General features: G+C 69.0%; 14 protein-coding genes and 1 tRNA gene. 1 reads left to right on the plus strand and 14 read right to left on the minus strand.

The features are described from left to right. Nucleotides 1-248: 248 nt before the first annotated feature. From ACXKZF_RS07105 to polA, 4 genes are all read right to left on the minus strand, one after another. Nucleotides 249-1,583 carry an MFS transporter gene (locus ACXKZF_RS07105; protein ID WP_488985819.1) on the minus strand — a complete coding sequence of 445 codons (1,335 nt, stop codon included), beginning with the start codon at nt 1,581-1,583 and terminating at the stop codon, nt 249-251. Then, nucleotides 1,580-2,656 (minus strand): LLM class flavin-dependent oxidoreductase, encoded by a 1,077-nt coding sequence (locus tag ACXKZF_RS07110; RefSeq protein WP_055954912.1) that lies wholly within the window; start codon nt 2,654-2,656, stop codon nt 1,580-1,582. The genes ACXKZF_RS07105 and ACXKZF_RS07110 overlap by 4 nt, the downstream gene beginning before the upstream one ends. Nucleotides 2,657-2,754: 98 nt before the next feature. After that, on the minus strand, nt 2,755-4,431 hold the full coding sequence (locus ACXKZF_RS07115; protein WP_488985820.1) for a DUF885 domain-containing protein: 1,677 nt from the start codon (nt 4,429-4,431) through the stop codon (nt 2,755-2,757). Between the two features lie 132 nt (nt 4,432-4,563). After that, nucleotides 4,564-7,200, minus strand: a complete 2,637-nt coding sequence (gene polA, locus ACXKZF_RS07120) for a DNA polymerase I (protein ID WP_488985821.1) — start codon at nt 7,198-7,200, stop codon at nt 4,564-4,566. Nucleotides 7,201-7,272: 72 nt separating this feature from the next. Here polA and ACXKZF_RS07125 point away from each other — a divergent pair, with 72 nt between their 5' ends. Beyond that, nucleotides 7,273-7,704, plus strand: coding sequence for a hotdog fold thioesterase (locus ACXKZF_RS07125; RefSeq protein WP_243223165.1), 432 nt, complete (start codon nt 7,273-7,275; stop codon nt 7,702-7,704). An 85-nt stretch (nt 7,705-7,789) separates the two neighbouring features. Here the strand turns inward: ACXKZF_RS07125 and ACXKZF_RS07130 are convergent, their stop codons facing one another. The 10 genes from ACXKZF_RS07130 to ACXKZF_RS07175 all read right to left on the minus strand — a co-directional run bounded on the left by ACXKZF_RS07130 (nt 7,790) and on the right by ACXKZF_RS07175 (nt 20,390). Then, the gene (locus tag ACXKZF_RS07130; RefSeq protein ID WP_055954901.1) at nt 7,790-8,410 is read right to left on the minus strand and encodes an ANTAR domain-containing response regulator; all 621 of its coding nucleotides are present in this window, start codon (nt 8,408-8,410) and stop codon (nt 7,790-7,792) included. Nucleotides 8,411-8,469: 59 nt separating this feature from the next. After that, nucleotides 8,470-8,550: transfer RNA gene (locus tag ACXKZF_RS07135), tRNA-Leu, on the minus strand. 75 nt (nt 8,551-8,625) lie between these two features. After that, nucleotides 8,626-10,071 (minus strand): pyruvate kinase, encoded by a 1,446-nt coding sequence (pyk, locus tag ACXKZF_RS07140; protein ID WP_055954898.1) that lies wholly within the window; start codon nt 10,069-10,071, stop codon nt 8,626-8,628. 55 nt (nt 10,072-10,126) lie between these two features. After that, nucleotides 10,127-11,593: a glutamate synthase subunit beta gene (locus ACXKZF_RS07145; RefSeq protein WP_055954895.1), complete on the minus strand. Its 1,467-nt coding sequence runs from the start codon at nt 11,591-11,593 to the stop codon at nt 10,127-10,129. Beyond that, on the minus strand, nt 11,586-16,163 hold the full coding sequence (gene gltB / locus ACXKZF_RS07150) for a glutamate synthase large subunit (protein WP_488985822.1): 4,578 nt from the start codon (nt 16,161-16,163) through the stop codon (nt 11,586-11,588). Before gltB ends, ACXKZF_RS07145 begins: the two co-directional genes overlap by 8 nt. Before the next feature lie 52 nt (nt 16,164-16,215). Next, nucleotides 16,216-17,220, minus strand: coding sequence for a prolipoprotein diacylglyceryl transferase (gene lgt, locus ACXKZF_RS07155; protein WP_488985823.1), 1,005 nt, complete (start codon nt 17,218-17,220; stop codon nt 16,216-16,218). Then, nucleotides 17,217-18,023, minus strand: a complete 807-nt coding sequence (gene trpA, locus ACXKZF_RS07160; protein ID WP_488985824.1) for a tryptophan synthase subunit alpha — start codon at nt 18,021-18,023, stop codon at nt 17,217-17,219. The genes lgt and trpA overlap by 4 nt, the downstream gene beginning before the upstream one ends. Next, entirely contained in the window at nt 18,020-19,384 is a 1,365-nt protein-coding gene (gene trpB, locus ACXKZF_RS07165) for a tryptophan synthase subunit beta (protein WP_488985825.1), read from the minus strand. The genes trpA and trpB overlap by 4 nt, the downstream gene beginning before the upstream one ends. After that, nucleotides 19,381-20,157 (minus strand): indole-3-glycerol phosphate synthase TrpC, encoded by a 777-nt coding sequence (gene trpC / locus ACXKZF_RS07170; RefSeq protein WP_488985826.1) that lies wholly within the window; start codon nt 20,155-20,157, stop codon nt 19,381-19,383. Before trpC ends, trpB begins: the two co-directional genes overlap by 4 nt. A gap of 2 nt (nt 20,158-20,159) precedes the next feature. After that, the gene (locus tag ACXKZF_RS07175) at nt 20,160-20,390 is read right to left on the minus strand and encodes a DUF6704 family protein (RefSeq protein WP_055954875.1); all 231 of its coding nucleotides are present in this window, start codon (nt 20,388-20,390) and stop codon (nt 20,160-20,162) included. Nucleotides 20,391-20,510 lie beyond the last annotated feature (120 nt).

Here is a 20,510-nt window from a genome sequence, read left to right on the forward strand (position 1 = left end):
GGCGTGTTGTGGACGCTCGATGGGGTGGGCGTGCACGCCTGATCCCCTCGGTTGAGTGTCCAGGACACGCCGCGCGTTGCACGACGGTGCGGCGTGTTGTGGACGCTCGATGGGGTGGGCGTGCACGCCGGCTCCCCTCGGTTGAGTGTCCAGGACACGCCGCGCGTGCCGCGACGGTGCGGCGTGTTGTGGACGCTCGACGGAAGAGCCAGACGCGACCGTTGGGCCCGCGATCGCGGACGCAGCCGTCACGCCAGCGCACGCCCCCGCTGCTCCCGGAGGAACAGCGCGGCGACCACGGCGACGGCGAAGAACGCCGCGAACACGACGAACAGAAGCTGCGCCCCGCCGAGGCCCAGCAGCGGCGGCACCGCGAGAGGGGCGATGATCGACGCGATGCGCCCCACCCCGGCGGCCCAGCCGGCCCCGGTCGCGCGCAGCGTCGTGGGATAGGTCTCGGGAGTCGCCGCGTACAGGGCACCCCACGCTCCGAGGTTGAAGAACGACAGCATCATGCCCGTCGCGATCACGGAGAACTCGCCCGACGCGGTCCCGAAGAGCACCGCCGCCACCGCCGAACCGGCGAGGAACGCCGCGAGCGTCGCGCGCCGGCCCCACGCTTCGATGAGCCAGGCGGCTACGGCGTACCCGGGCAGCTGCGCGAGCGTGATGATGAGCGTGAAGCCGAAGGAGCGCACGAGGTCGTAGCCCTGGGCGACGAGGATCGTGGGGATCCAGATGAACGCGCCGTAGTACGAGAAGTTCACGCAGAACCACAACACCCACAGACTCGCCGTGCGGGGGCGGAGCGCCGCTGCCCACAGGTCGCTCACCCTCGGTCGGGCGGCCGGAGCGGATGCCGCGACACCCTCCGTCGACGCCTCAAGGGCCACGCGACCGGCCGCGGCCTCCAGATCGCGCACGATGACTATGGCCTCGGCGTTGCGTCCGCGCGAGGCGAGCCACCGAGGTGACTCGGGAAGGCCCCATCGCACGATGAGCGCGTACACCGCGGGGATCGCCCCGATCGCGAACGCCCAGCGCCAGCCGTCGGCCGAGGACGGCACGACGAGGTAGCCGATGAGCGCCGCGGCGGTCCACCCCACGGCCCAGAACGCCTCGAGGAACACGATGAGCCGCCCGCGCATGCGCGCCGGGGCGAACTCGCTCACGTACGTGGAAGCGACGGGGAGCTCCGCGCCGAGGCCGAGCCCCACCACGAAGCGCAGCACGAGAAGGGCGGCGAGTCCCCCGACGAGGGCGCTCGCACCCGTCGCGAGACCGTAGACGAGCAGGGTGAGCGCGAAGACGTGGCGGCGACCGAAGCGGTCGGCGAGCAGCCCTCCGACGCTCGCGCCGATGGCCATACCGGCGAATCCGACCGACGCGATCCACGACGCCTCGGTCGGCGCCAGTTGCCACTGCACGCTGAGGGCGGCGATGACGAACGAGATGAGCCCGACGTCCATGGCATCCAGCGCCCAGCCCAGACCCGACCCGCCGAGGATCTTCGCGTGCCGGCGGGTGAACGGGAGCGCATCGAGGCGTTCGGACACCCGGACGGCGTCGGTGCTGGTGGTCACCGGATGCCGGAGACGTCGCTCGTGACGCGCGCGTCGCTGTCGGCGAGCATTTCGTGGACGAGCGGCAGCACCCGCGTGCCGTAAAGCTCGATGCTCGACATGAGACGGTCGTGCGAGATGGAGCCGCTGGCGATCTTCATCTGGAAGCGCGTGTTGCCCAGCGCCTGGACCGTGGCGACGATCTTGCGCGCGACGGTCTCGGGCGAGCCGATGTACATCGCCCCCTCGGGGCCGACGTCCTGCTGGAAGCGCAGGCGGTTGTACGCGGGCCACCCGCGCTCGCGACCGATCGTCGTGTTCAGCTCGGCGACGCCCTCGTAGGCTTCGTCCCACGCCTGCTGGTCGGTCTCGGCGATGTGGCCGGGCGAGTGCACCGAGATGGGCAGCTGCGGTCTGCCGAGTTCTTGCAGCGATCGCCGGTAGAGGTCGGCATACGGACGGAACCGTGCCGACGATCCGCCGATGATCGCGAGCACGAGGCCGTACCCGTAGCGCGCAGCGCGCACGACCGACTCCGGGGAGCCGCCGACGCCGACCCAGGCCGTCAGCCCCTTCTCGGTCTTCGGGTACACGTCGGCATCCTGGAGCCCGGCGCGCGTGCGACCCGACCAGGTGACGGGCTTCTCGTCGAGCAGGAGCGAGAACAGCTCGAGCTTCTCCTCGAACAGCTGCTCGTAGTCGGCGAGGTCGTAGCCGAACAGCGGGAACGACTCGATGAACGACCCGCGGCCGAGGATCACCTCTGCGCGTCCGTTCGAGACGGCGTCCAGCGTCGCGAAGCGCTCGTACACCCGTACGGGATCATCGCTCGACAGCACCGTCACGGCGGTGCCGAGGTGGATGTTCGTCGTGCGGGCAGCCGCGGCGGCCAGCACGATCTCGGGGCTCGTGACCGCGAAGTCCTTGCGGTGGTGCTCCCCCACCCCGAAGAACGACAGGCCGACCTGATCGGCGAGCACCGCCTGTTCCACGACGTTGCGGATCGTCTGCGCGTCCGATTGCAGCGACCCGTCGGCGCCGCGCGAGATGTCTCCGAAGGTGTCGAGTCCGAGCTCGAGGGGACGGTCGTCCATGGGGTCTCCTTGCATTCGGATGAATGAACTTTACGCGACGGCGGAGTATTCCCCCGCATCACCGAGGGGCCCCACCGAAGCGACGCCCCTCGGGGAGATCAACCGGATGCCAGGGCGGCACGCAGCGTGTCGAGACCGACGCCACCGATGTCGAGGGCCCGCGTGTGGAACTGCTTCATCGAGAAGTCGGCGCCGCGGCGCTCCTGCTCCTCGTCGCGCACCTGCTCCCAGATGCGCTGGCCCACCTTGTACGAGGGCGCCTGTCCCGGCCAGCCGAGGTAGCGATTGACCTCGAACCGCACGAACTCCTCGCTCATGTTCACGTTCTTCAGCATGAACGCCAGAGCGTAGTCGTGGTCCCAGGTGCCGCTTCCGTCGAGGCGGGGCTTCTGCAGATGCACGCCGATGTCGAGCACCACGCGCGCTGCGCGCATGCGCTGCCCGTCGAGCATGCCGAGGCGGTCGGCGGGGTCGTCGAGGTAGCCGAGCTGCTCCATGAGGCGCTCGGCGTACAGCGCCCACCCCTCGGCGTGTCCGCTGGTGCCGGCGAGCAGGCGCCGCCACGAATTCAACTGTGCGCGGTTGTAGACCGCCTGCGCGATCTGCAGGTGATGTCCGGGAACGCCTTCGTGGTACACGGTGGTGAGCTCGCGCCAGGTGTCGAAGGTGTCGACGCCCTCGGGCACCGACCACCACATGCGACCCGGACGCGAGAAGTCGTCAGTCGGTCCGGTGTAGTAGATACCGCCCTCGTTCGTCGGAGCGATCATGCACTCCAGCTTGCGGATGGGCTCGGCGATGTCGAAGTGCGTGCGGCCGAGCTCCTCGACCGCCCTGTCGCTCGTGCGCTGCATCCACTCCTGCAGCGCCTGGGTGCCGCGGAGTTTTCTCGACTCGTCGTTCTCGAGGAACGCGACCGCCTCCTCGACCGTGGCGCCGGGGAGGATCTCGTTCGCGATCGCCTCCTGCTCGGCGACCATGCGTGCAAGTTCTTCGACACCCCAGTCGTAGGTCTCGTCGAGATCGATCTCGGCCCCCAGGAACCGGCGGGAGTGCAGCGCGTACAGCTCCCGCCCGACGGCGTCCGTGTCACCGGCCACGGGTGCCAGCTCCGACGACAGGAACTTCGCGAGCGAGTCGTAGGCGAGGCGGGCGGCGTTGGCGTTCGTCGAGAGGTCCCGCGCAAGGGATGCCGGCAGCTGGCCCTCTTCGGGGGCGGCGTCGCCGACGAACTCGGCGAAGAACCCGGTGTCGGCGGTGTAGCGGGCGATCTGTGTGACGACCTCGCTCACCTGGCGGCGCGCCGGGACGACCCCCTCGGCGATGCCGCGTCGGAGCGTGGCGACGTAGCCGTCGACGGCGGCGGGAAGGGCGCCCAGGCGTGTGGAGATCGTCGCCCAGTCGTCGACCGTCGCGGTGGGCATGAGGTCGAAGGTCGCGCGGATGTCCTGCGCGGGAGAGGCGATCACGTTCAGGTCCCGCAGGTGCGTCTTGGCCTCGTGCTGCTCGACCATGAGGTCGAGCTCGCGCCCCAGATCCATCTTGGTGACGGTGTCGATCGAGTCGACCGCGTCGGCGGCCGCGAGTGCGGCCCGAGCAGACCGCGCCTCCGCGATGAGAGCTTCGGCTCCCTCGGGGCTGTAGTCGCCGAAGCGTCCGTTGTGCTCGAAGCGACCGATGTAGGTCGCCAGCGTCGGCTCGCGCTCTGCCAGGGTGTCCACCCACGCGTCGGCGATCGTGTCGATCGGCGTGGGCGTGCGTTGTGCGTCAGTCATCCTCCGAGCCTAGGCACCTCGCGACGGCAGCGCACACCCCCGGTCGCGAGGACGCGGGTACCCAGGTCGATGACGACGTGGTCGTCGCCCGTGTTCCGCGAGGTCGGCTCCCTGATCCCGGCCGCGAACCGCTCAGTGGCCCGCCTCGTCCCAGTCGCCGCCGCGGCCGATCTGCACGTCGAGCGGCACCGACAGCTCGGCGGCGTCGGCCATGCGCGCCCGCACGATCTGCTCCACGGCATCCCACTCCCCCGTCGCCACCTCGACGACCAGTTCGTCGTGGATCTGCAGCAGCACGCGCGAACGCAGTCGAGCGTATGCCAGGTCATCGCGGATGCGGAACAGTGCGACCTTCATGATGTCGGCGGCACTGCCCTGGATGGGGGCGTTCAGAGCCGCGCGCTCGGCGTTCTCGCGCAGCACGCGGTTCATGCTGGTGAGATCGGGGAACGGGCGGCGGCGGCCGAAGATCGTCTCGGTGTAGCCGTCTTGGCGGGCCTGCTCGACGGAGCCGCGCAGGTAGTCACGGACCGCGCCGAAACGGGCGAAGTACTCGAGCATGAGCTTCTTCGCCTCGGACTGCTCGATGCGCAACTGCTTCGACAGCCCGAACGCCGACAGGCCGTACACGAGGCCGTACGACATCGCTTTGACCTTCGTGCGCATCGCCGGGGTGACGTCGGCAGGCTCGACGCCGAAGACGCGCGCGCCGACGAACCGGTGCAGGTCTTCACCCGAGTTGAACGCCTCGATGAGCCCGGGGTCGCCCGACAGGTGCGCCATGATGCGCATCTCGATCTGCGAGTAGTCGGCCGTCAGCAACGTCTCGTAGCCCTCGCCGACCTCGAAGGCGGCGCGGATCCGACGACTCTCCTCGGTGCGGATGGGGATGTTCTGCAGGTTCGGGTCGGTGCTCGACAGGCGTCCGGTCTGGCTCCCGGTCTGCACGTAGGTGGTGTGGATGCGCCCGTCGGCACCCGTCGCAGTGTCGAGGGCGTCGATGATCTGCTTCAGCTTCGTCGCCTCGCGGTGACGCAGCAGCAGGTCGAGGAAGGGGTGGTCGGCGCTCTCTTGCAGGTCGGCGAGGGCGGCGGCATCCGTGGTGTAGCCGCTCTTGGTCTTACGCGTCTTGGGGAGTTGCAGTTCGTCGAACAGCACCTCCTGCAGCTGCTTGGGGGAACCGAGGTTCACCTCGTGTCCGATCGCCGCGTACGCGTCGCGGGCGAGCGCGTCGGCGCGAGCGCCGAGCTCGGACGAGAATCCCGCCAGCTTGTCGTGCGAAACGGCGACGCCGGCGAGCTCCATGTCTGCCAGCGCGGTGAGCGTCGGCATCTCGATTTCGTCGAGCACCTCGGCCACGCGCTCCGGCATCTCGGCGCGCTGCACCGCGGCCACGCGCCGCGTGAACCACGACAACTGGCCGGGGGTGGCGCCCTCGGTCTCGGGCACGAGCTGCGTCGGGTCGGCGACGGGAAGCTTTTCGTCGAGGGCGCGCTCGACGAGGTCGGCGAGCGTCTTGTCGGGGAAGCTCGGGCGCACCAGCCACCCGGCCAGGATCACGTCGAACGCGACCCCGCCGACCTCGACGCCCTCGCGGGCCAGCGCCTTGACCTGCGGCTTGGCGTCGGCGAACACCTTCGGGGCATCGGATGTCAGCCACGCGGCCAGCGCGTCGCGCACCGCCGGGGTCCAGTCGGCCTCGACCGCGGCCGACGCCGAGGCGAGCCCGATCTGCACGGGGACGCTGCCCGCGAGGGTCACGGTGACGCCGACCGAGCCGTCTGCGGATGCCACCCAGGCGGCGAGGGCGTCGGCGTCGAGGCGCGACGGAGTGGGGGCGGTGGCGGTCGGTCGTGCCTCTTCGGCAACGCCGATGTCAGCGCCGAACGCGTCGAAAACCCGGGGCAGCAGGGTGCGGAACTCCAGGCGCGCGAAGATGTCGCGCACGGCCTGCGCGTCGAGCGGCTTCACGGCCAGGTCGCCGGGCCCGACGGGTAGCTCGACGTCGCGCAGGAGGCGGTTCAGCGTGCGATTGCGCCGAACGCCGTCGAGGTGCTCGCGAAGATTGTTGCCGACCACGCCCGTGATCTTGTCGGCGTTGTCGAGCAGCGCCTCCAGCGAGCCCCACTGCGTCAGCCATTTGACCGCGGTCTTCTCGCCGACCTTGGGCACACCGGGCAGGTTGTCGCTCGTCTCGCCGACGAGCGCCGCGATCTCGGGATACTGAGCGGGCGGGAGCCCGTACTTCTCGACCACGGCGTCGGTGTCGTAGCGCTTGAGCTGCGACACGCCCTGCACGTTGGGGTAGAGCAGCGTGATGTCTTCGGTGACGAGCTGGATCGTGTCGCGGTCGCCGGAGCACACCAGCACGGTGAACCCTTGCTCTTCGCCCTGGGTGGCGAGGGTGGCGAGGATGTCGTCGGCCTCGAAGTCTTCTTTCTTCAGCACCGGCACGCCCATCGCCTCGAGGCAGTCCTGCAACAGCGGGATCTGGCCTTTGAACTCGGACGGCGACTCGCTGCGGTTGGCCTTGTATTCGGCGTACTCGCGAGTGCGGAACGACTGCCGCGACGTGTCGAACGCGACCGCCAGGTGGGTCGGTTTCTCAGCCTTGACGAGGTTCACGAACATCGACAAGAAGCCGTAGATGCCGTTGGTGTGCTGGCCGTCCTTCGTCGAGAAGTTGTCGACCGGCAGGGCGTAGAACGCCCGGTACGCCAGCGAATGGCCGTCGACGACGAGGAGAGTAGGCTTTTCGGCATCCGTCACCCCTCCAGCGTAACGAGAACCACGGACACTCCCCCGGCCCCGCCCGAACAGGGCGACGACAGGAAGGCGACGATGACGTCGACGACAGGCGACACCACCTCCGGCCTCGACTGGGCGAAGATGCGCGGAATGGGCGCCCTCGCCGAGAAGATGGGCATCGAATGGGTTGAGTTCACCGTCGAGCGGTGTGTTGCGACCATGCCGGTCGAGGGCAACACCCAGCCGGTCGGCCTGCTGCACGGCGGGGCCTATGTGGTGCTCGGTGAGTCACTCGGGTCGATGGCGGCCAACCTGCATGCCGGCGCCGGACGCCTCGCCGTCGGCATCGACATCAACGCCACGCACACGCGGTCCGCGACGTCGGGTGTCGTGACCGGGGTCTGCACGCCCATCCACCTCGGCCGCTCGCTGACGGTGCACGAGATCGCGGTGACCGACGAACAGGGCCGCCGCTGCTCGACCGTGCGCATCACGAACATGATCAAGGACGCACCGCAGCGCTGACTGACCCCTCGGCGGGTTCAGCCTCCTCTTCCGGAAACGCGAAATGGATGCCACCGCGGTGGCATCCATTCGGCGAATCGTCTCGTCAGGCCTTCTTGGGGGCCAGCTGCTCGATGATCGCCTTCGCGACGTCTTGCATGGTGAGGCGGCGGTCCATCGAGGCCTTCTGGATCCAGCGGAACGCCTCGGGCTCGCTGAGGCCCATCTTCTCGTTGAGCAGGCCCTTGGCGCGGTCGACGAGCTTGCGGGTCTCGAAGCGCTCGACCATGTCGGCGACCTCGGCCTCGAGCGTGATGATCTGCTCGTAGCGAGCCAGGGCGATCTCGATAGCCGGCAGGAGGTCGTTGGGCGTGAAGGGCTTGACGACGTAGGCCAGGGCACCGGCCTCGCTCGCGCGTTCCACGAGCTCCTTCTGGCTGAAGGCCGTCAGCAGAACGACGGGGGCGATGTGGTTCTTGCTCAGCTTCTCGGCGGCGCTGATGCCGTCGAGTTGCGGCATCTTGACGTCCATGATGACGAGGTCGGGACGCAGCTCGGTCGCCAGCTGCACAGCGGTCTCACCGTCGCCGGCCTCTCCGACGACGTCGTAGCCGTTGTCGCGGAGGATCTCGACGATGTCGAGGCGGATGAGCGACTCGTCTTCCGCCACGACGACGCGACGGGGAGCCGCGGGTGCGCTGCCGGTAACGGCTTCTTGATCAGTCACGGAACCATCCTAAGTCTGGAAGGGCGCCTAGCCCTGGATCGCACGGGATGCTGTACGGGTACCGGTGGTGGGACTCGAACCCACACGTCTTTCGACAGAGCATTTTGAGTGCCCCGCGTCTGCCATTCCGCCACACCGGCAAGTGTTGCGCTCCCAACCTAGCGGGCGGGAGCGCGACGACGCGCGCCGGATGCACCGGCGCGCGTCGTCTGGGCTCAGACTTCCTGGTACCCGGGGGCTGCGCCGTGAACGGCGTCGCCCACGCGGTGCACCCGCAGGTCGTTCGTCGACCCGGCGATTCCGGGAGGGGAACCGGAGATGACCACGACCTTGTCGCCGACCTTGGCCAGGTCGTGCGAGAGCAGGTAGTCGTCGACCTGCAGGAACATCTTGTCGGTGTGCGACACGTGCTCCACCAGCGTCGAGCGCACGCCCCACGTCAGCGCCAGGCGACGACGGATGCCGGGCTCGGGCGTGAACGCGATCATCGGGATGGTCGAACGCAGGCGCGACATACGGCGGGCCGAGTCACCCGACTCGGTGAAGACGCACAGGTACTTCGCCTCGACGAAGTCGGCGACCTCGACCGCGGCGAGCGTGATGGCGCCACCCTGGGTGCGGGGCTTGTTGGTCAGGGGCGCGATGCGGTCCAGACCGTGCTCCTCGGTGGACTCCACGATGCGGGCCATCGTCTCGACGACCACCACCGGGAAGTCGCCGACGCTGGTCTCGCCCGAGAGCATGACCGCGTCCGCGCCGTCGAGCACGGCGTTGGCGACGTCGGAGGTCTCGGCGCGCGTGGGCACGGGGTTGTTGATCATCGACTCGAGCATCTGCGTCGCGACGATGACGGGCTTCGCCATACGGCGGGCCAGCTCGACGGCGCGCTTCTGCACGATCGGCACGGCCTCGAGCGGCAGCTCGACGCCCAGGTCGCCACGGGCGACCATGATGGCGTCGAACGCGTCGATGATCTCTTCGAGGTTGTCGACCGCCTGCGGCTTCTCGATCTTGGCGATGACGGGCACGTAGCGTCCCTCTTCGGCCATGATCTCGTGCACACGCACGATGTCGGAGGCGTCGCGCACGAACGACAGCGCGATGAGGTCGGCTCCGGCCTTGAGGCCCCAGCGGAGGTCGGCTTCGTCCTTCTCGCTCAGTGCGGGGACGTTGACGGCGACGCCGGGCAGGTTGATGCCCTTGTTGTTCGACACGGGGCCGCCGACGATGACCTCGGTGGTCACGACGGTGCCGTCGGTCTCGACGACGCGCACGCGCACCTTGCCGTCGTCGATCAGCAGGAAATCACCGGGCTTGACGTCGTGGGGCAGCCCCTTGAACGTGGTGCCGACGATCTCTTTGGTGCCGAGGATGTCTTCGATGGTGATCTTGAAGATGTCGCCGGGCAGCAGGTCGTGGGGGCCGTTCTCGAACTTGCCGAGGCGGATCTTGGGGCCCTGCAGGTCGACGAGGGCGGCGACCGGGCGGCCGGCGTCTTCTGCGGCCTTGCGCACATTGGCGAAGTTGGCGTCGTGCACGGAGTAATCTCCGTGGCTCAGGTTGAGGCGGGCGACGTCCACCCCGGCGTCGATGATGGCGCGAACCATCTCATACGACGACGTGGCGGGCCCGAGTGTTGCGACGATCTTGGCGCGTCTCATCCGTTTTCAAGCTCCGTGAGGATTTTCGGGAAGTGGCCGATCGGCCCTTGCCAGCTTAGGCGGGCAGGAGGCCGATGGCGACATCGGTGGGGCGCACCGGTGCGGGCAGCACCGTCTCGCCCATGAGGAACGTGTCGACCTCGGCGGCGGCCGCGCGGCCCTCGGCGATGGCCCACACGATGAGGGACTGTCCGCGGCCGGCGTCACCGGCGACGAACACGCCCGGCGTGGTCGTGGCGTACGTGGCGTCGCGCTCGATGTTGCCGCGCCCGGTGAACTGCGTGCCGAGCTGGTCTTCGAGGTGCTCGCGCTCGGGACCGGTGAAGCCCATCGCGATGAGCACCAGGTCGGCCGGGATCTCGCGCTCGGTGCCGCTCTTGGGCACGCGGCGACCGTCGAGGTACTCGGTCTCGGCGACGCGCAGGGCGCGCACCTCGCCCGCGGCATTGCCGAGGAACTCCACGGTGGAGGCGAGGAACGAACGCTCCCCGCCCTCTTCGTGGGCCGAGGCCATCTCGAACAGGTTCGGCATCATCGGCCAGGGCTGTTCGGAGGGACGCTCCGACGGCGGCTGCTTGCCGATCGCGAGGTTCGTCACACTCAGCGCACCTTGGCGGTGCGCCGTGCCGATGCAGTCGGCTCCGGTGTCGCCACCGCCGATGACGACGACGTGCTTGCCCGAGGCACTGATCTGCTGGGGGACCTGATCGCCCGCGACCGCCTTGTTGCCCTCGATGAGGTACTCCATGGCGTAGTGGACGCCGTCGAGGTCGCGACCCGGGATGGCGAGGTCGCGCGGAACGGTGGCGCCGGTGGCCACCACGACGGCGTCGTAGCGCGCCCGCAGGTCGCTCCACGAGATGTCTTTGCCGATCTCGACGCCCGCGCGGAAGCGCGTGCCCTCCGCCTGCATCTGGCGCAGGCGCAGCTCGAGGTGGCGCTTCTCCATTTTGAAGTCGGGGATGCCGTAGCGCATGAGGCCGCCGATGCGGTCGTCGCGCTCGAACACCGCCACCGTGTGGCCGGCGCGCGTGAGCTGCTGGGCGGCCGCGAGTCCGGCGGGACCGGAGCCCACGACGGCGACGGTCTTGCCGGTCAGGCGCTCCGGCGGCTCGGGCTCGACCCACCCGTTGGCGAAGGCCTCGTCGATGATCGAGACCTCGACCTGCTTGATCGTCACGGCCGGCTGGTTGATGCCGAGCACGCACGAGCTCTCGCAGGGCGCGGGGCACAGGCGACCAGTGAACTCCGGGAAATTGTTCGTCGCGTGCAGACGCTCGATCGCGGCCCGCCCCTCACCACGCCAGGTCAGGTCGTTCCACTCCGGGATGAGGTTGCCCAGCGGGCACCCCTTGTGGCAGAACGGGATGCCGCAATCCATGCAACGACCGGCCTGGCGGCGGATGACGGCCGAATCGCCCGGCTCGTACACCTCTTTCCAGTCCATGATGCGCACGGGCACCGGTCGACGCTTCGGGAGCTCGCGCTCCGTGGTCTTGAGAAAGCCCTTCGGGTCAGCCACCCGTCACCTCCAGAATGCGCTTCCAGACGACGTCGCCGTCGGGGTCGAGCCCCTCCGACATCGCCTCCTGGCGGGTCTGCAGTACCGCGGCGTAGTCGCGTGGCAGCACCCGGACGAAGTTGTCCACCTCGGTCTCGAAGTCGTCGAGCAGACGACGGCCGAGGGTGGAATCGGTCTCCGCGACGTGCTTTGCGAGCAGGTCGCGGAGGATCTCGGCATCCCCGGATCCGAGGGGGCCGAGTTCGAGCTCGCCGGATCCCATGGCATCGCGGTTCACGAGATCGCGATCGAGCTGGTAGACGTAGGCCTGGCCACCCGACATACCGGCACCGAGGTTGCGACCCGTCGCGCCGAGGATGACGGCGAGACCACCGGTCATGTACTCGAGAGCGTGGTCGCCCACGCCCTCGACGACCGCCGTGGCGCCGGAGTTGCGCACGAGGAAGCGCTCCCCCACGACGCCGTTCAGGAACATCTGCCCCTGCGTGGCCCCGTAGCCGATGACGTTGCCGGCGATGACGTTCTCGGATGCCGCGAACGACGACCCGCGCGGCGGGCGCACCACGATCGTGCCGCCCGAGAGGCCCTTGCCGACGTAGTCGTTCGAGTCGCCCTCGAGGCGCAGCGTGATGCCCGCGGGCATGAACGCACCGAAAGACTGTCCGGCGGAGCCGGTCAGGCGCACGTCGATCGAGTTCTCGGGCAGGCCGTGCTCGCCCCGTGCCTTGGTGACGTGGTGACCGAGCATGGTTCCGACCGCACGGGCGGTGTTGCGGATGGGCAGGTCGACCGTGAGCTGGCCGCCGTGCGCGATGACATCCTGGGCGCGCTCGATGAGCTGCACGTCGAAGTGGTCTTCGAGCTCGTGGTTCTGGTTGCGGCCGTGGCGTCGCGGCTCGTCGTCGGCGAAGCGGGGTCCTTCGAGGATCGGTGCGAGGTTGAGCCCGCGCGCCTTCCAGTGCTGGATCGCCTCGTTGGCGTCGAGCAGCTCCGCGTGACCGACGATCTCGTCGATCGAGCGGTAGCCGAGGGCGGCGAGGTACTCGCGCACCTCCTGCGCGATGAACTCCATGAAGGTGACGATGTACTCGGCCTTGCCGGTGAAGCGCTGACGCAGCACAGGGTTCTGCGTCGCGACGCCCACGGGGCACGTGTCGAGGTGACAGACGCGCATCATGATGCAGCCCGAGACCACCAGCGGGGCGGTGGCGAAACCGAACTCCTCGGCACCGAGCAGCGCGCCGATGATGACGTCGCGACCGGTCTTCATCTGACCGTCGACCTGCACCACCACGCGGTCGCGCATGCCGTTGAGCATGAGCGTCTGCTGCGTCTCGGCGAGGCCCAGCTCCCACGGGGTGCCCGCGTGCTTGAGCGAGTTCATCGGGCTCGCGCCCGTGCCGCCGTCTTGACCGGAGACCAGGATGACGTCGCTCAGCGCCTTGGCGACACCCGCGGCGACCGCGCCGATACCCGACTGACTCACCAGCTTGGTGTGGATGCGGGCCGAGGGGTTGGCGCGCTTGAGGTCGAAGATGAGCTGCTTGAGGTCTTCGATCGAGTAGATGTCGTGGTGCGGCGGCGGCGAGATCAGGCCGACGCCCGCTGTCGCGTGACGCGTGCGCGCCACCCACGGGTACACCTTGGTCGGGGGCAGCTGACCGCCCTCGCCGGGCTTGGCGCCCTGGGCGAGTTTGATCTGGATGTCGTCGGCCTCGGTGAGGTAGAGGCTCGTCACACCGAACCGACCGGACGCCACCTGCTTGATGGCGCTGCGACGGGTGGGGTCGAGCAGACGGTCGACGTCTTCTCCGCCCTCACCGGTGTTGCTCTTGCCACCGATCTGGTTCATCGCCACCGCGAGCACTTCGTGCGCCTCTTTCGAGATCGAGCCGTAGCTCATCGCACCGGTCGAGAAGCGCTTGACGATGGCCGAGACCGGCTCGACCTCGTCGATCGGCACGGCGGGGCGGGTGCCCGTACGCAGGCCGAACAGGCCGCGCAGTGTCTTCAGTTCGTGCGCCTGGTCGTCGATGAGCTGCGTGTACTCACGGAAGATGTCGTACCGGCGCTCGCGCGTGGCGTGCTGCAGACGGAAGACCGTGTCGGGGTTGAACAAGTGCGGGGCGCCGTCGCGGCGCCACTGGTACTCGCCACCGGTCCACAGGCGCTCGTGCGCCCGGGCCGCGGCATCCTGGGGGTAGGCGTACTCGTGACGTGCGGCGTTCTCGGCGGCGATGATGTCGAGCCCGACACCACCGAGCTTGGATTCGGTGCCGGTGAAGTAGGCCTCGACGAAGTCGCGCGACAGCCCGACGGCCTCGAACACCTGGGCGCCGGCGTACGACGACACGGTCGAGATCCCCATCTTCGACATGATCTTCAGCACGCCCTTGCCGAGCGCGTAGATCAGGTTCTTGACGGCCTTTTCGGGCGTGACGTCGTTGATGAAGCCGGCGCGTACGAGGTACTCGACGGTCTCCATCGCGAGGTACGGATTGACCGCCGAGGCGCCGTACCCGATGAGGGTGGCGACGTGGTGCACTTCGCGCACGTCGCCCGCCTCGACCACGAGGCCGACCTTCATGCGGGTCTCTCTGCGGATGAGGTGGTGGTGCACCGCCGCGAGCATGAGCAGCGACGGGATCGGCGCCAGGTCTTTGTTGGAGTCGCGGTCGCTGAGCACGATGAACTCGGCGCCGTCTTCAATGGCCGCGTCGACCTCGGAGCACATCTGCACGAGACGCTTCTGCAGCCCCTTGTGACCGGCTTCGACGCGGTACAGGCCACGCACCGTCACCGACGACCGGCCCGGGAGCGCGGTGTCTATGTGCTGAATCTTGGCGAGCTCGTCGTTGTCGATCACGGGGAAGTCGAGCGTCACCGTGCGGGTGTGGTCGGGTCCCCAGTCGAGGAGGTTGCGCTCAGGACCGAGGCCCAGCGACAGCGACGTGACGACCTCTTCGCGGATGGAGTCCAGCGGAGGGTTGGTCACCTGCGCGAACTGCTGCGAGAAGTAGTCGAACAGCAGGCGGGGGCGGTCGCTCAGCACGGCGACGGGTGCGTCGCTGCCCATGGCGCCGAGCGGCTCGGCACCGCCCTGACCCATGGGGGTGAGCAGGATGCGCACCTCTTCTTCGGTGTAGCCGAAGGTGCGCTGGCGGCGGGTGATCGAGGCGATGGGGTGCACGATGTGCTCGCGCTCGGGCAGCTCGCTGAGCTTCACTCGACCCTTGTCGACCCACTCGCCCCACGGCTGCAGGGCGGCCAGGTCGGCCTTGATCTCTTCGTCTTCGACGATGCGGCGCTGGGCCGTGTCGACGAGGAACATGCGGCCCGGCTGCAGACGACCGCGGCGCTTGATGCGCTCGGGCGCGAAGTCGAGCACACCGGTCTCGGAACCGATCACGACGAGGCCGTCGGTGGTCTCGGTCCAGCGCCCGGGACGCAGGCCGTTGCGGTCGAGGGTGGCGCCGACGAGCGTGCCGTCGGTGAAGATCAGGGCGGCGGGGCCGTCCCACGGCTCCATCTGCATGGAGTGATAGTCGTAGAAGGCGCGCAGGGCGGGGTCGATCGTCGCCTGCTTCTCGTACGCCTCGGGGACCATCATCATGATCGCGTGCGGGAGGCTCCGGCCGGTGAGGGTCAGGAGCTCGAGCACCTCGTCGAAGGATGCCGAGTCGCTGGCGCCCTCGGTGCAGATCGGCAGGAGCGGACGCACGTCGCCGATCAGCTGGGACTCCAGCTGCGACTGGCGGGCGCGCATCCAGTTGCGGTTGCCCTTGACGGTGTTGATCTCGCCGTTGTGCGCGAGCATGCGCAGCGGCTGGGCGAGGGGCCACGACGGGAACGTGTTGGTCGAGTAGCGCGAGTGCACCACGGCCAGTTCGGAGGTGAAACGCTCATCCGACAGGTCGGGGTAGAACGGCTCGAGCTGGAGGGTCGTGACCATGCCCTTGTAGCCGAGCGTGCGGCTCGACAGCGAGACGAAGTAGGCGTCGATCTCGTGACGCGCGCGCTTGCGCAGGCGGTACACGCGGCGGTCGAGCGCGATGCCCGACAGTGCCGGCTGGTCGCCGACGGCCGGGCGTGCGACGAACAGCTGCTCGAACGCGGGCCGCGCCTCGTAGGCGAGCTTGCCGAGGTTTTCATGCTCGACGGGCACCTCGCGCCAGCCGAGAACCTCGAGGTTCTCGTGCCGTGCGATCTCTTCGATGCCCGCCTTCATCGCGGCGCGTTCGTCGTGGCCGAGCGGCAGGAACACCATGCCGGCGGCGTACTCCCCCACCGGGGGCAGGTCGAAGTCGACCACGGCGCGCAGGAACGCGTCGGGCATCTGCGTCAGGATGCCGGCACCGTCGCCGGTGCCCGCGTCGGAGCCGATGGCGCCGCGGTGCTCGAGGTTGCGCAGCGCCGTCAGCGCCAGGTCGATGATGTCGTGACCCGCTTCGCCGCGGAGAGTGGCGACCATGGCGAGGCCACAGGCGTCTTTCTCGAACGACGGGTCGTACATTCCCTGTCGGGCCGGGAATGAGCCTCCGACGGTGTCGGAACGCAGGCTGGAAGCCATTTCAACCGTCCTCACGTTGATGCTTCGGATGGGACGACGTCGGCCCAGAGTGTTAGTTCGTGGCGGGGCTGCTTGTGGCGCTGGTGCCGACGGTGTCGCTCGTCGCGGGCGGCTCGCTCACGTCGACGAAGTCAGAGGGGTCGCCTGAGTCTACAGCCCCGGGAGCCTTGCCCTCGCGACCGGGTACGTACGGCGACGGCTCGAGACCGAGGTGACGACGGGACTGCACGACGAAGATCACGATGCCCAGGAGCACACCGAAGATGGCCGCCCAGACGTTGGTGCGCAGGCCCAGGATGATGTCGCTGGGGTCGATACGGATGGATTCCCAGACGATACGGCCCGCCGAATACCACACGAGGTAGATCGCGAACTGCTTGCCCCACTGCAGTCCGAAGCGCTTGCCGGCCCACAGGATGACGGCGGCGCCGAGCAGGTTCCAGATGACTTCGTAGAGGAAGGTCGGCTGGAAAAGCGTGCCGGATGGCAGTCCGACGGGGATCGCGGGGTTACCGGCCGCGATCTCGAGACCCCAGGGCAGGTCGGTGGGCTGGCCGAAGAGCTCCTGGTTGAACCAGTTGCCGAAGCGGCCCATGGCCTGCGCGATGATGAGGCCCGGTGCGACGGCGTCGGCGAAGGTCCAGAACCGGATGCCGGTCCACTTGCATCCGAGGATCGCACCGATGGCGCCACCGATGAGTGCACCGTAGATGGCGATGCCGCCCTCCCAGATCGCCCACACGGAGCCCGGCTGGGTGATGTTCCAGGGGTTGGATCCGGGACCGAAGTAGAAGCCGAGGTGCGTGACGACGTGGTAGATGCGTGCCACGACGATGGCGAGCGGCACCGCCAGCAGGCAGATGTCGATGACGACCCACTTCTCGGCCCCCCGACGCGTCAAACGCGCGTTCGTCAGGAAGACCGCCACGATGATGCCCGCGATGATGCAGAGCGCGTAGAAGTGGATGCGGAGCGGACCGAGATCGACGTAGGAGATCGTCGGGCTCGGGATGCTGGCGAGCACGCCGGAGGCGGCGCTCGAGAGGGCGAACGTCATGCGAACGAGTCTAAGGCGCGCCGCGTCGTGCCCGCGGACAGCTCCCGTGCGAGGTCTGACAGCCCCTCGACACCGCCATCGCGCAGCGCTTTGACCAGGGCGGTGCCGACGATCGCGCCGTCGGCGTAATCGACGACGCCCGCGACCTGCTCGGCGTTGGAGATGCCGATGCCCACGCACGCGTGCTCTGCGCCGAAGCTGCGCAGCCGACCGACGAGCGTGCGAGCTGCGGCATCCAGCTGCGTGCGCTCCCCCGTGATGCCCATGGTCGACACGGTGTAGACGAAGCCCGTGGAGGCCTCGACGATCATCTGCAGGCGCTCGTCCGACGAGGTGGGAGCGGCGAGGAACACGCGGTCGAGACCGGTGCGCTCGCTCGCGGTGATCCACGCGGCGCCGGCATCGGGCGTGATGTCGGGGGTGATGAGACCCGCGCCGCCTGCGGCGACGAGCTCGTCGGCGTACCGGTCGACGCCGTATTGCTCGACGAGGTTCCAGTACGTCATCACCAGGACCGGCACATCGGTGCGCGCCGTGACCTCGCGGATGATCGTGAACAGGTCGCGCATGCGGAAGCCGTTGGCGAGCGCCGTCTGCGTCGCCTCCTGGATCACCAGGCCGTCCATCACCGGGTCGCTGTAGGGAGGGCCGAGCTCGATCACGTCGGCACCGGCCTCGGCCAGGGCGACGGCGGCGTCGATGCTCGTCTGCACGTCGGGGAAGCCGGCGGGCAGGTATCCCACGAACGCCCCGCGCCCCTCTGCGCGGGCCGCGTCGATGGCGGCGGAGACGCGCGAGGTCACAGCTCGACCCCCGCACCGCTCGCGGCGTCGGGCGCGGCTGTCACATCGACCGGTGAGCCGGGTGCGGATGCCACGGCCTCGGCCGCGCGCGTCTGCGCGGGGCCGTCCGCCTCCTCCGACGCGTGCTCGGCGTCATAGAGGTCGAAGTAGCGCGCCGCGGTGTCCATGTCTTTGTCACCGCGACCCGAGAGGTTGATGGCGATGACGGCATCCGGACCCATCTCCCGTCCGACGCGGAGGGCGCCGGCCAGGGCGTGGGCCGACTCGATCGCGGGGATGATGCCCTCGGTGCGCGACAGCAGGCGCAGGGCCTGCATCGCCTCGTCGTCGGTGGCCGGGATGTACTTCGCGCGACCCAGATCGGCGAGCCACGCATGCTCGGGGCCGACGCCCGGGTAGTCGAGGCCCGCCGAGATCGAGTGGGATTCGGTGGTCTGACCGTCTTCGTCCTGCAGCACGTACGTGCGGGCGCCGTGCAGCACACCGGGGCGGCCGCGACCGATGGATGCCGCGTGCTTGGGGGTGTCGACGCCGTCGCCGGCGGCCTCGACGCCGTAGAGCGCGACGCCTTCGTCGTCGAGGAACGCATCGAACATGCCGATGGCGTTGGAGCCGCCGCCGACGCACGCGAACACGGCATCCGGGAGGCGGCCGAGGCGTTCGAGGAACTCCGCGCGCGTCTCTTCGCCGATGATCTTCTGGAAATCGCGCACCATGGCCGGGAACGGGTGGGGGCCCGCGGCCGTGCCGAAGATGTAGTTGGTCGTCTCGACCGAGGCGACCCAGTCGCGGTACGCCTCGTTGATCGCGTCCTTGAGGGTGCGGGAGCCGGTCGTGACGGGCACGACCTCGGCGCCCAGCAGACGCATGCGCGCGACGTTGAGCGCCTGGCGCTCGGTGTCGACCTCGCCCATGTAGACCACGCAGTCGAGGCCGAAGAGCGCCGCCGCGGTGGCCGTGGCCACGCCGTGCTGGCCCGCGCCGGTCTCGGCGATCACGCGCGTCTTGCCCAAGCGCTTGGTGAGCAGCGCCTGGCCGAGCACGTTGTTGATCTTGTGCGAGCCGGTGTGGTTCAGGTCTTCGCGCTTGAGGAACACCCGGGCGCCGCCCGCGTGCTCGGCGAATCGCGGCACCTCGGTGAGCACCGAGGGGCGGCCCGCGTAGTCGTGGAGCAGGGCGCGCAGCTCGGCGTGGAAGGTCGGGTCGGCCATCGCGGATTCGTAGACCTCGGTGAGCTCGTCGATCGCGGCGATCAGCGACTCGGGCATGTAGCGGCCGCCGAAGTCGCCGAAGAACGGCCCCTTCTGGTCGCGAAGGCTCGCGGGCCGGTCGCCCTGTGCGTGGTCACTGAGGGTGGTCATGAGGTCTCCTGGAGGAACGCACGGAGGGTGGCGACGGGGTCGCCGGTCACGAGGGCCTCGCCCACCAGCACCACATCGGCGCCCGCGGCTCGGTAGTGGGCGACGTCGGCGGGCGCGAGCACCGCGGATTCGGCGATCTTGACCGCGTCGGAGGGGAAGCCGTCGGCGAGCGAGCCGAACAGATCGCGGTCGAGCTCGAACGTCGAGAGATTGCGGGCGTTGACGCCGATGAGCTTCGCGCCGATGTCGGCGGCGCGTTCGAGTTCTTCCGCCGAATGCGTCTCGACGAGGGCGGTCATACCGAGCTCGTTGGTCAGCGCGAACAGCTCCGAGAGCGTCTTCTGGTCGAGGGCGGCGACGATCAGCAACACGAGGTCGGCGCCGGATGCACGCGCTTCGAGCACCTGGTAGGGCGTCGCCAAGAAGTCCTTGCGCAGTACCGGCACGCCTACGGCGGCGCGCACGGCCTCGAGGTCGGCCAGACTGCCCTTGAACTTGCGCCCCTCGGTGAGCACCGAGATGGCCGACGCTCCGCCTTCTTCGTACAGGCGCGCCTGGCGTGCCGGGTCGGGGATGGCGGCGAGGTCGCCGCGCGAGGGGCTCGCACGCTTGACCTCGGCGATGATCTTCACCCGGTCTGCGGGGGCGAGCATCGCCAGGGCGTCGCGTGCCGGCGACTGTGCGAGGGCGTCGCGTTCGACGTCGGCGAGCGAACGCGACGCGGCGCGCTGCTCGGCATCTTGAACCGCTCCGGCCGTGAGATCGGCCAGCACGGTCAGTGCGCCTTCGGGTTGGACTTCGCGCCGTCCGCGCCGTAGCCGGCCTTCTTCATCGCCAGCCCGACGATCGCACCGACGACGAGCAGACCCACCGACGCCCACACGAGCGCGGGGATGTCGAGCCAGAAGAACAGCGTGCCGAGCGTGAACGCGACGAGCATGATGATCACGGCCGTCCAGGCGGCGGGCGAGTGTCCGTGGCCGGGGTCACCGATGGGGTTGCTCATGGGGCTCCTAACAGTCGCGCGCGGGCGCGGGGAAAAGCGTCGATGCAGTCTATCGAAGCGCAAGGGGGGTCCCGGCTTCGACGTCTCGATGTCGCGAGGTCCGCCGTCGCAGCCGTCTGA

It is taken from the genome of Microbacterium sp. ABR10 (genome assembly GCF_057812175.1).

What these genes read in the sequence shown, in the direction of transcription:
- ACXKZF_RS07110 (WP_055954912.1), bottom strand. Translation starts at nt 2,656, where the DNA reads ATGGACGACCGTCCCCTCGAGCTCGGACTCGACACCTTCGGAGACATC.
- ACXKZF_RS07115 (WP_488985820.1), bottom strand. Translation starts at nt 4,431, where the DNA reads ATGACTGACGCACAACGCACGCCCACGCCGATCGACACGATCGCCGAC.
- ACXKZF_RS07125 (WP_243223165.1), top strand. Translation starts at nt 7,273, where the DNA reads ATGACGTCGACGACAGGCGACACCACCTCCGGCCTCGACTGGGCGAAG.
- pyk (WP_055954898.1), bottom strand. Translation starts at nt 10,071, where the DNA reads ATGAGACGCGCCAAGATCGTCGCAACACTCGGGCCCGCCACGTCGTCG.
- gltB (WP_488985822.1), bottom strand. Translation starts at nt 16,163, where the DNA reads ATGGCTTCCAGCCTGCGTTCCGACACCGTCGGAGGCTCATTCCCGGCC.
- lgt (WP_488985823.1), bottom strand. Translation starts at nt 17,220, where the DNA reads ATGACGTTCGCCCTCTCGAGCGCCGCCTCCGGCGTGCTCGCCAGCATC.
- trpB (WP_488985825.1), bottom strand. Translation starts at nt 19,384, where the DNA reads ATGACCACCCTCAGTGACCACGCACAGGGCGACCGGCCCGCGAGCCTT.
- ACXKZF_RS07175 (WP_055954875.1), bottom strand. Translation starts at nt 20,390, where the DNA reads ATGAGCAACCCCATCGGTGACCCCGGCCACGGACACTCGCCCGCCGCC.